We start from the raw sequence: 13,411 nt of genomic DNA on the forward strand, positions 1-13,411 counted from the left end.
CAGCGGGCAGCAGCCGGGCTGCGGGGCTGTGCGGCTGCGGGCAGCGGGCAGCGGGCAGCGGGCAGCGGGCAGCGGGCAGCGGGCCTGGGAAACGAGCGGTGGCCCGCGGGGTGGTTCCCGCGGGGCACCGCTGTCGATCGTTCTCCCGGACCGGCGGGGTCAGGACTTGCGGGCCCGCGTGGTCTTCTTCGCGGGAGTCGCCTTCTTCGTCGCCGCCGCCTTCTTGGTCGCCGTGCTGTCGGCGGCGGCCCTCGTCGTACGGGTGGTGGCGGTCTTCCTGGCCGTCGCCCCGGCGGCGACCGCCTTCTTGGCCGTGGTCCGGCGCGGGGCCTTCACCGACGACGCGTCGCTGATCCGGTCGGCGCCGAGGATCTCGCGCAGGAACTTGCCGGTGTGGCTGGCCGGGACCCCGGCGACCTCCTCGGGCGTGCCCTCGGCGACCACGAGGCCACCGCCGGCGCCGCCCTCGGGACCCATGTCGACGATCCAGTCGGCGGTCTTGATGACGTCGAGGTTGTGCTCGATGACGATGACCGTGTTGCCCTTGTCGACCAGGCCGGACAGCACCTTGAGGAGCTTGCTGATGTCCTCGAAGTGCAGACCGGTGGTCGGCTCGTCCAGGACGTAGACCGTGCGGCCGGTGGAGCGCTTCTGCAGCTCGCTCGCGAGCTTCACGCGCTGCGCCTCACCGCCGGACAGGGTGGTCGCCGCCTGGCCGAGGCGGACGTAGCCGAGGCCGACGTCCTTCAGGGTGTTGAGGTGGCGGGCGATCGCGGGGACGGCCTCGAAGAAGTCCGTCGCCTCCTCGATCGGCATGTTCAGCACCTCGGCAATGGACTTGCCCTTGTAGTGGACCTCCAGGGTCTCCCGGTTGTACCGGGCGCCGTGGCAGACCTCGCACGGGACGTAGACGTCCGGGAGGAAGTTCATCTCGATCTTGATGGTGCCGTCGCCCGCGCAGTTCTCGCAGCGGCCGCCCTTGACGTTGAAGGAGAAGCGGCCGGGCAGATAGCCGCGGACCTTCGCCTCGGTGGTCTCGGCGAACAGCTTGCGGATGTGGTCGAAGACGCCGGTGTAGGTCGCCGGGTTGGAGCGGGGGGTGCGGCCGATGGGCGACTGGTCGACGTGCACGACCTTGTCGACGAGGTCGTCGCCGTCCACGCGCGTGTGCCGCCCCGGTACGTTCCTCGCGCCGTTCAGCTCGCGGGCGAGGTGGGTGTACAGGATGTCGTTGACCAGCGTGGACTTGCCGGAGCCCGAGACGCCCGTGACGGCCGTGAAGACGCCGAGCGGGAAGGACACGTCGATGTCCTGGAGGTTGTTCTCCCGGGCGCCGTGCACGGTGAGCCGGCGGGTCGGGTCGAGCGGGCGGCGGATGTCGGGCAGCGGGATGGCCTTCCTGCCCGAGAGGTACTGCCCGGTCTGCGACTCGGTGTTGGCGAGCAGCTCCTTCAGGGAGCCGCTGTGGACGACCTTGCCGCCGTGCTCACCGGCGCCGGGGCCGATGTCGACGACCCAGTCGGCGGTCTTGATGGTGTCCTCGTCGTGCTCGACGACGATGAGCGTGTTGCCCATGTCGCGCAGCCGGACCAGGGTCTCGATGAGCCGGTGGTTGTCCCGCTGGTGCAGACCGATGGAGGGCTCGTCGAGGACGTAGAGCACGCCGACGAGGCCCGAGCCGATCTGGGTGGCGAGGCGGATGCGCTGGGCCTCACCGCCGGAGAGGGTGCCGGCCGCGCGGTTCAGCGAGAGGTAGTCCAGGCCGACGTCGACCAGGAACCGCAGCCGTTCGTTGACCTCCTTCAGGACGCGCTCGGCGATCTTCTTGTCGCGGGCGGTGAGCTTCAGCTCGCCCAGGAAGTCCGCGCAGTCGCTGATGGACATCGCGGAGACCTCGGCGATCGACCTGTCCATGATCGTGACCGCGAGGACGATCGGCTTCAGTCGGGTGCCCTCACAGGTGGGGCAGGGCACCTCCCGCATATAGCCCTCGAAGCGCTCCCGGCTGGCGTCGCTCTCGGCCTCGCTGTGCCGCCGCTTCACGAAGGGCACGGCACCCTCGAAGGCCGTGGTGTAGACCCGCTCGCGGCCGTACCGGTTGCGGTAGCGGACCTCGATCTGCGTCTTGTGGCCGTACAGCAGGGCCTTCTTCGCGCGCTGCGGGAGACCGGCGAAGGGGATGTCGGTCCGGAATCCCAGCGCGTCGGCCAGGGCCCCGACGAGGCGGCCGAAGTAGTCCTTGGTGTGGCCGTGCGACCAGGGGTGGATGGCGCCCTCGTCGAGCGACTTGTCCTCGTCCGGGACGATCAGCTCCGGGTCGACCTCCATGCGCGTGCCGATGCCGGTGCAGTCGGGGCAGGCGCCGAAGGGCGAGTTGAAGGAGAAGGAGCGGGGCTCCAGCTCCTCGAAGGACAGGTCGTCGTACGGGCAGTACAGGTGCTCCGAGAACATGCGCTCGCGCTCGGGGTCGTCCTCGGGGAGGTCGACGAAGTCGAGCACGACCATGCCGCCGGACAGCCCGAGCGCGGTCTCCACGGAGTCGGTGAGCCGACGCTTGGCGGAGTCCTTCACCGTGAGGCGGTCGACGACCACCTCGATGGTGTGCTTCTCCTGCTTCTTCAGGGTGGGCGGGCTGGAGAGCTGGACGGTCTCGCCGTCCACCCGCGCGCGGCTGTAGCCCTTGGTCTGGAGGTCCGCGAAGAGGTCGACGAACTCGCCCTTGCGCTCCCGCACCAGCGGCGACAGCACCTGGAAGCGGCTGCCCTCGGGCAGTTCCAGGACGCGGTCGACGATGGCCTGCGGCGACTGTCGGGAGATCGGGCGGCGGCACTGGGGGCAGTGCGGCTTGCCGATGCGCGCGAAGAGCAGCCGGAGGTAGTCGTAGACCTCGGTGATCGTGCCGACCGTCGAGCGCGGGTTGCGCGAGGTGGACTTCTGGTCGATGGAGACCGCCGGGGACAGACCCTCGATGAAGTCGACGTCCGGCTTGTCCATCTGCCCGAGGAACTGCCGGGCGTAGGAGGACAGCGACTCCACGTAGCGGCGCTGGCCCTCCGCGAAGATCGTGTCGAAGGCCAGCGAGGACTTGCCCGACCCCGACAGGCCCGTGAAGACGATGAGCGAGTCGCGTGGGAGGTCGAGCGAGACGTTCTTCAGGTTGTGCTCGCGCGCGCCACGGACGATGAGACGGTCGGCCACGCCGGTCCGCACCTTTCTTGAGTGAAGTGACAGGAGCGGAGCCCCCGTCCTTCACAGACTAGGGGGAGCCACTGACAGCGCCGGTCCTGTTTCCCCGTTCCACAACAATCCCGGGCCTTCCAGCATGCCCGACGCAGGACTCGACCATATAGCACGTGCATTCGATTTCGGCCCGAGGCCCATCACCTTCACCCGAAGGAGTGGCGCGGCTAGGGTCGGCGTCATGAAGTCTCACGCGTCTGACCTGGACTCTGCACGAGAAGCGACCGAGCGGCTCCTCACCGCAGTCGCCAAGATGGACAACGCGGCTGTGACGGAGCCGTCACGGCTGCCCGGCTGGACCCGGGGTCATGTCCTCGCCCACCTCGCCCGCAACGCGGACGCCCTCGTGAACGTCCTCGAAGGACGCCCGATGTACGTCTCCGGCGAGGCACGGGACGCCGACATCGAGCGGGACGCGCCCCGCCCCCTGGAGGCGCAGCTCGCGGACCTGCGGGAGAGCGCGCAGCGCTTCCAGGACGCCTCCGCCGTCCCCGCGGACTGGTCGCGCACGGTCGAGCTGCGCAACGGGGTCACGGACTCGGCGTCACGGCTGCCGTTCCGGCGCTGGATCGAGGTGGAGCTGCACCACGTGGACCTCGGCATCGGGTACGAGCTGGAGGACCTGCCGGAGGAGTTCACCCAGCGCGAGATCACCTTCCTGACCGAGCGGTTCCGCGACCACCCCGGCGTCCCCGCGGTGACGATCAGACAGGACGACGGGCGGCTCCTCTTCACCGGAGCCGTGCAAGGGCTCACCGCGGAGCAGCTGGAGAGCGGCAGCCACACGCGCGTGGTCACCGGCCGCCGGGCCGACCTCCTCGGCTGGCTCGCCGGACGGCGCGACGGCACCGCCCTGCGCGTCGAGGGCGGTGCCCTGCCCTCGCTGCCCGCGCTGTAGCGGGCGCGGGAGCACGGGGAGCGGCCCGGGAGCCGGGGAGCGGCCCGGGAGCCGGGGAGCGGCCGGGAAGCCGGGGAGCGGCCGAGGGTGCGCCCGCGGCCTAGACTGACGGCCATGACGTACAGCGGAGCGGTGAAGGTCGGCGGCCCTGCGGATGTGCACGAGCTGCCGGACCTGATGATCTCCAAGGTCGCGGTGGGCCCGATGGACAACAACGCCTATCTGTTGCGCTGCCGGGCCACCGACGAGCAGTTGCTGATCGACGCCGCGAACGACGCCGGCACCCTGCTCACGCTGATCGGTGACGACGGCATCGCGTCCGTCGTCACCACGCATCAGCACGGCGACCACTGGCAGGCGCTCGCCGAGGTGGTGGCCGCCACCGGCGCCCGTACGTACGCGGGCCGGGACGACGCCGAGGGCATCCCCGTGCCGACCGACGTGCTCGTCGACGACGGCGACACGATCCGCGTGGGGCGCGTGGAGCTGACCGCGCGCCACCTGGTGGGCCACACGCCGGGTTCGATCGCCCTGGTCTACGACGACCCGCACGGGCATCCCCATGTGTTCACCGGTGACTGCCTCTTCCCGGGCGGCGTGGGCAACACCCGCAAGGACCCGGAGGCGTTCGCCAGCCTGATCCACGACGTGGAGACGAAGATCTTCGGCACGCTGCCCGACGAGACCTGGGTCTACCCGGGCCACGGCAACGACACGACGCTCGGCGCGGAGCGCCCGCACCTGCCGGAGTGGCGCGCACGGGGTTGGTGAACCCCCTTGTGCCGTAGGGCGGTTGCCCAGCCGTCCGCCTGGGGCGCGAGACACACCCTCACGCGCCCCGTGTGAATCGAACACACACGCCGGTGCCCCGCGCGCGCTCCCGGCGTACGCCCTGGCGTAGTCCACTGGAGGACAGGTCCGCACGGGATGACGGCTCCCGCGCGGACGGGCCGCCGGCCTCCCTATCCCCGCCCTCGGCCGGCGGCCCCGCCCGTGTCCCGCGCAAGCGCTCTCCGCCGCTTCCCGCACCGGTTCACAGAATGGCAACACCCGTTCCCACTATGCGGACAATCGCCGACATGACCTCGACAAACGGGATGTCGCGCTGTCAGTCTCCCGCCATGCGTCCTGCCCTCAAAGCCCCGCGCCCGTCCCGTCGCGCCGCCTCCGCCGCCACCGTCGTCCTGTTCGCCGCGGTCGCGGTCGGGTGCGCCCCGCAGCCGGAGGAGAACGCGTCCGGCGCAGCCTCCGCCTCGGCGTCCGGGACGTCGTGCGCCAAGGGCGAGTTGCGCACCGAGGAGTCCGGGAAGCTGACCGTCGCCACCGACTCCCCCGCCTACGAGCCGTGGTTCAAGGACGACGACCCGAAGAACGGCGAGGGCTTCGAGTCGGCCGTCGCGTACGCCGTGGCCGAGCGGCTCGGCTACGACAAGGCGGACGTCGTCTGGCAGTCCGTGCCCTTCAACAAGGCGTTCGCGCCGGGTGAGAAGACCTTCGACTTCGACATCAACCAGGTGTCCGTCAGCGACGAGCGCAAGAAGGCCGTGGACTTCTCGTCCGGGTACTACGACGTGCGCCAGGCCGTCATCGCCCTGAAGGGCTCCAAGGCCGCGAAGGCGAAGAGCATCGCCGACCTCAAGGGCCTCCATCTGGGCGCCCAGGTCGGCACGACCAGCCTCGACTACATCGACGACGTGGTGAAGCCGAGCCAGGACCCCGCCGCCTACGCCAAGAACGACCAGGCCAAGTCCGCCCTCAAGAACGGCCAGATCGACGCGGTCGTCGTCGACCTCCCGACCGCGTTCTACATCACCGGCGCCGAGGTGACGGACGCGACGATCGTCGGCCAGTTCGAGAACCGGGGCGGCACCCCCGAGCAGTTCGGCCTGGTCCTCGACAAGGGCAGCGCCCTGACGCCGTGTGTGACGGCGGCCGTGGACGCCCTGCGCGAGGACGGCACGCTGGCGGGGATCGAGCAGAAGTGGCTCTCCGACGCCGTCGACGCCCCGGTGCTCAAGTGACCGTCGTGAAGGACCAGCCGGGCCGGGACGGCGCGGACGACGACGGCGTGCCCGGCGAGGACGCCGGCAGCCCCCGCGAGGACGCCGGCACGCTCGGAGGGGACGACGGCACGCCCGGCGGGGACGACGGCTACGTCCCCTCCGAGCGGCGGCTGGAACGGGAGCGCTACAAGCGCGCCCGGTCCCGCCGCGCGACGGCCGTCGCCGCCCTGTCGACCCTCGTCACCGCCGTCGTCCTCTACGTGGTCGTCGTCAACGCGCCCGGCTGGCCCCGCACCAAGGAGACGTTCTTCAGCGCCGAGTACGCGCGCGAGGCCCTGCCCAAGGTGCTCGAAGGGCTCTGGCTCAACGTGCGGCTGCTGCTGGTGTGCGGTGTCGCCGTGCTCGTCCTCGGCATGCTCATCGCCGTCGCCCGGACCCTGCGCGGCCCGGTGTTCTTCCCGGTGCGGGCGCTGGCCGCGGCGTACACCGACTTCTTCCGCGGTCTCCCGCTGATCATCAACCTGATGATCGTCGTCCTGGGGGTGCCCGCGCTCCGGCTCCAGGGCGTGACCGTCGACCCGGTCCTGCTCGGCGGCACCGCGCTGACGCTCACGTACTCGGCGTACGTCGCCGAGGTGTTCCGCGCCGGCATCGAGTCCGTGCACCCCTCGCAGCGGGCGGCGGCGCGCTCACTGGGGCTCACCAACCGGCAGGCCCTGCGGCACGTCGTGCTGCCGCAGGCGGTACGCCGTCAGGTGCCGCCGCTCCTCAACGACCTGGTGTCGCTGCAGAAGGACACCGGGCTGGTGTCGATCGGCGGCGCGGTCGACGCCGTGCGCGCGGCCGACATCATCGTGGGCCGCAGCCTCAACTACACGCCGTACATCGTCGCGGGACTGGTCTTCGTCGCCCTGACCATTCCCATGACCCGCTTCACCGACTGGGTCACGGCCCGGATGGACCGGCGGCGGGCCCAGGGAGGCACGATATGAGCGACACCCCGAAGCTGTCCGAGGCGTCCGAGGGGTCCGACGCCCCCGTGCTGCGGATGGAGTCCGTCCGCAAGACGTTCGGCGGTTCGCCCGTTCTGCGGGACGTCGACCTGGAGGTCGCCCCGCACACCGTGACCGCGCTGATCGGCGCGTCCGGGTCCGGCAAGTCGACACTGCTGCGCTGCGCCAACCTGCTGGAGGAGATCGACGACGGGGCGATCTGGCTGGACGGCGAGGAGATCACCGATCCGCGGGCGGACCAGGACGCGGTACGGCGCCGCATCGGGGTCGTCTTCCAGTCGTACAACCTGTTCCCGCACATGACCGTCCTGGAGAACATCACCCTCGCCCCGCGCCGGGTGCACGGCGTGGGCCGGGCGGAGGCGGAGGAGCGGGCCCGTGAGCTGCTCGACCGGCTGGGGCTCGGCACCAAGGCGGGCGAGTACCCGGACCGGCTGAGCGGCGGGCAGCAGCAACGCGTCGCGATCGTCCGCGCGTTGGCCGTACGGCCCCGGCTGCTGCTCCTCGACGAGATCACGGCCGCCCTCGACCCGGAACTCGTGGGCGAGGTCCTCACCGTCGTCCGGGATCTGAAGGACGAGGGCATGACCATGGTCCTCGCCACGCACGAGATGGGCTTCGCCCGCGATGTCGCCGACCAGGTCTGCTTCCTGGACGGCGGGGTGGTGCTGGAGCGCGGGACCGCCGAGGAGATCTTCGGCGACCCGCGCCAGGAGCGCACCCGGCGCTTCCTGCGAAGGATCGTGGAGTCGGGCCGTCTGTGAGACGCCGGATCGTGGAGTCCGGCCGACTGTGAGACGCCGGTCGCCGTCCTCGACGAACGTACGGGTCGTCAGGCGTCCGCCTTGCCCGCGCCCACCAGCGCGGCCACCCGCTCCACGCCGAACACGTAGCCCTGCACCCCGCAGCCGGCGATGACGCCGTCGGCGCGCAGTGAGACGTACGAGTGGTGCCGGAACGTCTCCCGCTGGTGGATGTTGGAGATGTGGACCTCCAGCACGGGCAGGCCGTCACAGGTGTTGAGGGCGTCGAGGATCGCTACGGAGGTGTGCGAGTAGGCCCCGGGGTTGATGACGATCCCGCAGTGGTTCAGCCGTGCCTCGTGGATCCAGTCGACCAGTTCGCCCTCGTGGTTGGACTGCCGGAGGTCGACCGTGCCGCCGTGCGCGGCCGCGGCCTCGGCGCACATGGCCTCCACGTCGGCGAGCGTGTCGGAACCGTAGATCTCGGGCTGCCGCTGGCCCAGCAGGTTGAGGTTGGGCCCGTTGAGGATCATGATCGGGGCGTTGGCGAGGCTGCGGGGCACGGTTCCTCCGGTCCGTTCGGGTGGGCGGCCCGCGGAGGCCGCTGCTCGGACCCGGTTTATCACGATGCGACGCCCTGGTGAGAGGCTCTAACCTCCGGTCATGACCATGCCCGCGGATCCCCCGTATCCCCTGCGTCCCGTGTATCCCCCCAAGCCGTCGCCCGGTGACCGGGTGGCCGTCCTCTCCCCCGGCGCGGGTCTGCCCGGACTGTTCCCCCAGCCCTTCGAACTCGGTCTCGAACGGCTGCGGAAGGAGTTCGGGCTCGAACCGGTCGAGTACCCGACGACCCGCAGGATGGGCGCGACACCGCGGGAGCGGGCCGACGACGTCCACGCGGCCTTCGCGGACCCCGACGTGAAGGCGGTGTTCACCTCCATCGGCGGCGACGACCAGATCACCGTCCTGCCGCTGCTGGACCGCGAGTTGATCCGGGCCAACCCCAAGCCGTTCTTCGGGGTCAGCGACAACACCAACCTGTTGGCGTTCCTGTACAACTCCGGGATCGTCGGCTACCACGGCGGGACCGTGATGACCTCGCTGGGCAGGCCGGGCGCGCTGAACCCGGTGACCGCCGAGTCGCTGCGCGCCGCGCTGTTCACCTCGGGGCCGTACGAACTGAGGCCCGCCGAGCGCTTCAACGACATCGAGCGCGACTGGGCCGACCCGGCGACCTTCGACGCGGAGCCGGAGAGCCGGCCAGGCGCCGGCTGGACCTGGGTGAACGCCGACCGCGTGGTGGAGGGCCGAGGCTGGGGCGGCTGCCTGGAGATCGTGGGCTGGCTGCTGATGGCCGACCGCGAGATCCCGAGCGATCCGTCCGTCCTCGACGGCGGGGTGCTCTTCCTGGAGACCTCGGAGGAACTGCCGAGCGGCGAGGAGGTCTTCCGGACGCTGCGGAACATGGGCGAGCGCGGGCTGCTCGGGCGCTTCTCCGCGCTCCTGATGGGCCGCCCGAAGACCTGGTCCTTCGAGAAGCCCCACAGCCCCGAGGACGCGGAGCGTTACGCGGCCGGCCAGCGGGAGGCGGTGCTGCGCGCCATGCGTGTGTACGCACCGGACACCACGATCGTCTTCGACGTGGATCTCGGACACACCGATCCGCAGGTCGTCACCCCTTACGGCGGTGTGATCCGGGTGGACGGTCCCGCCCGGCGCATCACCGTGACCTACTGAGCACGGTCGACGCCCACGGGGACAGGCGCACGTCGAACGGGCCTCCGCACGCCCCCGTAACCACATGTCACGCTGGGTAGTTGACGCTGCATGCACAGCGCACGCACCGTGGAACCGCCCTCCATGCCGCGACTCGCGGCCGCCTCGCTCGCCGGGACGGCCATCGAGTTCTACGACTTCTTCGTCTACGGGACGGCGGCGGCCCTCGTCCTGGGGCCGCTGTTCTTCCCCACGTTCTCGCCGCTGGCGGGGACCCTCGCGGCCTTCGCGACCTTCGGGGTGGGCTTCGTGGCCCGGCCGCTGGGCTCGGTGCTCTTCGGGCACATCGGGGACCGGCGCGGGCGGCGCCCGGTCCTCGTGGCGTCCCTGCTGCTGACCGGCGGCGCGACCGTCGCCGTCGGCTGTGTGCCCACCTTCGACTCGATCGGTGTCGCCGCCCCGTTCCTCCTGCTCGTCCTGCGCTTCCTGCAAGGGCTGGGGCTCGGCGGGGAGTGGGGCGGTGCGGTGCTTCTGACGGCGGAGCACGCGCCGGCCGAGCGGCGCGGACTGTGGTCGAGCTTCCCGCAGATCGGCCCCGCGGTGGGCTTCCTGCTCGCCAACGGGGTGATGCTGGCGCTGTCGGCGACACTGACGGACGCCCAGTTCGCCTCCTGGGGATGGCGGGTGCCGTTCTGGGCGGCGGGTGTGCTGGCCGTGGCCGGGCTGTGGCTGCGCTCGTCGCTCGTGGAGAGCCCGGAGTTCCTGGAGATCGGCGCCCCCGCGCGCGTACCGCTCGCCGAGGTGGTGCGCGGCCACTGGCGGCTCGTCCTGCTGACGGCCGGGGCGCTCGCCATCGGGTACGCGGTCTTCTACACGGTGACGACCTGGTCCCTCGCCTACGCGACGGAGCGGCTCGGGGTGAGCCGTACCGTCATGCTGACGTGCGTCATGGGCGCCGTGGTGGTGAAGGGCGCCCTCACCCCGTTGGCGGCCGTGCTCGGCGACCGGTACGGACGGCGCCCGATGTGCCTGGCCGGCTGTGCCGCCACCGTGCTGTGGATGTTCCCCCTGGTCGCGCTGCTGTCGACCGGCGAGCCCCTGTTGATGTTCCTCGGCTTCCTGGTGGCGATGCTCGCGTTCGTCACGATGTTCGCCGTCGTCGCCGCGTATCTGCCGGAGCTGTACGAGCCCCGGGTGCGCTGCACGGGAGCCGCGGTGGGCTACAACCTCGGCGGGGTGGTAGGCGGTGCCCTGACGCCGATCGTGGCCACCGCCGTGTCCGAGGGCGGGCGGGTGCCCTGGGGGGTCGGCGCCTATCTGACGGGGATCGCCCTGCTGAGCCTCGGCTGCTTCGCCCTGCTGCCGGAGACCCGGCCGGTCCCGAGGCCCACGTCGGAGGCGGCTCAGGCCACCGCGGGGTGAGGAGTCCGGACGCGCTACGGGGTCACCGCGAGCTCCAGGTACGCCGCGAACAGCACCAGGTGCACCCCACCCTGGAGCGGCGTCGCGCGCCCCGGCACCACGGTCAGCGAGGCCACCACGACGGTCAGGGCGAGCAGCACCATATGGGTCGAACCGAGGCCGAGCACGAGCGGACCGGAGAGCCAGAGCGAGGCCAGGGCGACGGCCGGGATGGTCAGGCCGATGCTCGCCATCGCCGAACCGAGGGCGAGGTTGAGGCTGGTCTGGACGCGGTCGCGGCGGGCGGCACGCAGGGCGGCGATGGTCTCGGGGAGCAGGACGAGCAGCGCGATGACCACACCGACGACGGCGTGCGGCAGTCCGGCCGCCGCGACACCGGACTCGATGGTCGGCGAGACGCCCTTGGCGAGGCCCACCACCCCGACGAGCGCGAGGCCGAGCAGTCCGAGGCTGACCGCGGCGGTGCGGGCGGTCGGCGCCTCGGCGTGGTCGTCGGCGGTGATCACCTCGCCCTGGCGGGTGATCGGCAGGAAGTAGTCGCGGTGTCGCACGGTCTGGGTGGCGACGAAGAGGCCGTAGAGCAGCAGGGACGCCAGTGCCGCGAAGGTGAGTTGGGCCGTGGAGAACTCCGGGCCGGGCTTGCTGGTGGTGAAGGTGGGGAGCACGAGGCTGAGCGTGGCGAGGGTGGCGACCGTGGCGAGGGCGGCGCCGGTGCCCTCGGGATTGAAGACGGCGAGTCCATGGCGCAGTGAGGCGACCAGCAGACACAGGCCGACGATGCCGTTGCAGGTGATCATCACCGCCGCGAAGACGGTGTCCCGGGCGAGGGTGGAACTCTTGTCGCCGCCGTCGGCCATGAGCGTGACGATCAGCGCCACCTCGATGATCGTCACCGCGATCGCGAGGACCAGCGATCCGAACGGTTCGCCGACCCGGTGGGCGACGACCTCGGCGTGGTGGACGGCGGCGAGGACGGCTCCCGCGAGCACCAGCGTGACGAGGGCGACGACCGCTCCGGGCAGGTCGCGCCCCCAGGTGAGGACGAGCAGGACGACCGCGGCCACCGGGACGGCGGCGGTCCATCGCGCCGTGAGCGACCGGAGTCGAGCGAGCATGCGGTGATCCTTTCAGACGTGAAGGGGCCCCGCACTCCGGTCGACGCCGTGGATCCGCGTCGTCGGTGGGCGGGGCCCTTCGCTCATGTGCCGTGCTGTCCGGCGGTCGCCGTCAGGCCTCGATGCTGTCCTTCTCGGCGTCTTCGGCCTGCTGCTGCCGCGCCTCGGCCGCCGCCTGCTTCTTGGAGGCACGGAGGCTGGTGATCGTGGTGACGATCAGGACGGAGCAGATCACACCGAGGGAGACCGGGATGGAGATCTCGGGCACGTGGACGCCGGACTCGTGCAGCGCGTGCAGCACCAGCTTCACGCCGATGAAGCCGAGGATGACCGACAGACCGTAGGACAGGTGGACCAGCTTCTTCAGCAGTCCGCCGATGAGGAAGTACAGCTGCCTCAGGCCCATCAGCGCGAACGCGTTGGCCGTGAAGACGATGTACGGGTCCTGGGTCAGGCCGAAGATCGCCGGGATCGAGTCCAGGGCGAAGAGCACGTCGGTGGTACCGATGGCGAGCATCACGACGAGCATCGGCGTCATGACGCGCTTGCCGTTCTGCTCGATCCACAGCTTGGTGCCGTGGTAGCGGTCGGCGACGCCGAAGCGCTTCTCGGCGGCCTTGAGGAGCTTGTTCTCCTCCCACTCCTCGTCCTCCTCGTCGGCCCTGGCCTCCTGGATCAGCTTCCAGGCGGTGTAGATCAGGAACGCGCCGAAGATGTAGAAGACCCAGGCGAAGCTGGCGAGGATCGCCGCGCCCGCGGCGATGAATATCGCGCGGAGCACCAGGGCGATCAGCACACCGATCAGGAGCACCCGCTGCTGGTACTGCGTGGGCACCGCGAACTTCGCCATGATCAGGACGAAGACGAAGAGGTTGTCGACGCTCAGCGACTTCTCGGTGATGAAGCCGGCGAAGAATTCTCCGGCCGGCTGGCCGCCGGCGAAGACGAACAGGCCGAGTCCGAACAGGGCGGCCAGGACGATCCAGACGACCGTCCAGATTCCGGCTTCCTTGATGGACACGTCATGGGGCTTGCGGCCGATGAAGAAGTCGACCGCGATGAGGGCGGCAAGGCCCACCACTGTCAGGACCCACAGGGTCGTGGAAACATCCACTGCGCCTCCGGCAGTACGTAACGGCAAATTGCAGCGTCATCGCTACCGGAGGTCTCTTCCACCCGGTCTCCAGAACGCTCCCCAACGCCTGGTGTTCGGCCGGGCCGACGCCCCGGGATCTGTCTGATCCGTATTGACGGGTACGCC

11 protein-coding genes are annotated in these 13,411 nt (G+C 70.7%); 7 read left to right on the top strand and 4 right to left on the bottom strand.

The window, feature by feature from the left end; all coding sequences use genetic code 11:
• Positions 1-159: 159 nt before the first annotated feature.
• Positions 160-3,198, bottom strand: a complete 3,039-nt coding sequence (gene uvrA / locus ACZ4Z2_RS05255) for an excinuclease ABC subunit UvrA (protein ID WP_468072535.1) — start codon at positions 3,196-3,198, stop codon at positions 160-162.
• A 223-nt stretch (positions 3,199-3,421) separates the two neighbouring features.
• Between uvrA and ACZ4Z2_RS05260 the strand changes: the two genes are divergently transcribed.
• From ACZ4Z2_RS05260 to ACZ4Z2_RS05280, 5 genes are all read left to right on the top strand, one after another.
• Complete coding sequence (locus tag ACZ4Z2_RS05260; RefSeq protein WP_468072537.1) at positions 3,422-4,138, top strand: maleylpyruvate isomerase family mycothiol-dependent enzyme; 717 nt, start codon at positions 3,422-3,424, stop codon at positions 4,136-4,138.
• A 114-nt stretch (positions 4,139-4,252) separates the two neighbouring features.
• Complete coding sequence (locus tag ACZ4Z2_RS05265) at positions 4,253-4,909, top strand: MBL fold metallo-hydrolase (RefSeq protein WP_468072539.1); 657 nt, start codon at positions 4,253-4,255, stop codon at positions 4,907-4,909.
• A gap of 350 nt (positions 4,910-5,259) precedes the next feature.
• Positions 5,260-6,159 (top strand): ABC transporter substrate-binding protein, encoded by a 900-nt coding sequence (locus ACZ4Z2_RS05270; RefSeq protein WP_468072541.1) that lies wholly within the window; start codon positions 5,260-5,262, stop codon positions 6,157-6,159.
• On the top strand, positions 6,156-7,133 hold the full coding sequence (locus tag ACZ4Z2_RS05275; protein WP_468072543.1) for an amino acid ABC transporter permease: 978 nt from the start codon (positions 6,156-6,158) through the stop codon (positions 7,131-7,133). Before ACZ4Z2_RS05270 ends, ACZ4Z2_RS05275 begins: the two co-directional genes overlap by 4 nt.
• On the top strand, positions 7,130-7,918 hold the full coding sequence (locus tag ACZ4Z2_RS05280; RefSeq protein ID WP_468072545.1) for an amino acid ABC transporter ATP-binding protein: 789 nt from the start codon (positions 7,130-7,132) through the stop codon (positions 7,916-7,918). The genes ACZ4Z2_RS05275 and ACZ4Z2_RS05280 overlap by 4 nt, the downstream gene beginning before the upstream one ends.
• A 68-nt stretch (positions 7,919-7,986) precedes the next feature.
• On the opposite strand, the gene aroQ is transcribed toward ACZ4Z2_RS05280, so the two are convergent.
• Complete coding sequence (aroQ, locus tag ACZ4Z2_RS05285; RefSeq protein WP_468072547.1) at positions 7,987-8,460, bottom strand: type II 3-dehydroquinate dehydratase; 474 nt, start codon at positions 8,458-8,460, stop codon at positions 7,987-7,989.
• Between the two features lie 106 nt (positions 8,461-8,566).
• On the opposite strand from aroQ, the gene ACZ4Z2_RS05290 reads away from it, so the two are divergent.
• Entirely contained in the window at positions 8,567-9,634 is a 1,068-nt protein-coding gene (locus ACZ4Z2_RS05290; protein ID WP_468072884.1) for a S66 family peptidase, read from the top strand.
• A 123-nt stretch (positions 9,635-9,757) separates the two neighbouring features.
• Complete coding sequence (locus ACZ4Z2_RS05295; protein WP_468072549.1) at positions 9,758-11,035, top strand: MFS transporter; 1,278 nt, start codon at positions 9,758-9,760, stop codon at positions 11,033-11,035.
• Positions 11,036-11,049: 14 nt separating this feature from the next.
• On the opposite strand, the gene ACZ4Z2_RS05300 is transcribed toward ACZ4Z2_RS05295, so the two are convergent.
• The gene (locus ACZ4Z2_RS05300) at positions 11,050-12,150 is read right to left on the bottom strand and encodes a calcium:cation antiporter (protein WP_468072551.1); all 1,101 of its coding nucleotides are present in this window, start codon (positions 12,148-12,150) and stop codon (positions 11,050-11,052) included.
• A gap of 112 nt (positions 12,151-12,262) precedes the next feature.
• Positions 12,263-13,264, bottom strand: coding sequence for a TerC family protein (locus ACZ4Z2_RS05305; protein ID WP_468072553.1), 1,002 nt, complete (start codon positions 13,262-13,264; stop codon positions 12,263-12,265).
• Positions 13,265-13,411 lie beyond the last annotated feature (147 nt).

This window comes from Streptomyces sp. NPDC030183 (assembly GCF_055573455.1).

Coding starts and splice junctions, on each gene's coding strand:
- ACZ4Z2_RS05260 (WP_468072537.1), top strand. CDS start 3,422: ATGAAGTCTCACGCGTCTGACCTGGACTCTGCACGAGAAGCGACCGAG.
- ACZ4Z2_RS05265 (WP_468072539.1), top strand. CDS start 4,253: ATGACGTACAGCGGAGCGGTGAAGGTCGGCGGCCCTGCGGATGTGCAC.
- ACZ4Z2_RS05270 (WP_468072541.1), top strand. CDS start 5,260: ATGCGTCCTGCCCTCAAAGCCCCGCGCCCGTCCCGTCGCGCCGCCTCC.
- ACZ4Z2_RS05280 (WP_468072545.1), top strand. CDS start 7,130: ATGAGCGACACCCCGAAGCTGTCCGAGGCGTCCGAGGGGTCCGACGCC.
- ACZ4Z2_RS05290 (WP_468072884.1), top strand. CDS start 8,567: ATGCCCGCGGATCCCCCGTATCCCCTGCGTCCCGTGTATCCCCCCAAG.
- ACZ4Z2_RS05295 (WP_468072549.1), top strand. CDS start 9,758: ATGCCGCGACTCGCGGCCGCCTCGCTCGCCGGGACGGCCATCGAGTTC.
- ACZ4Z2_RS05300 (WP_468072551.1), bottom strand. CDS start 12,150: ATGCTCGCTCGACTCCGGTCGCTCACGGCGCGATGGACCGCCGCCGTC.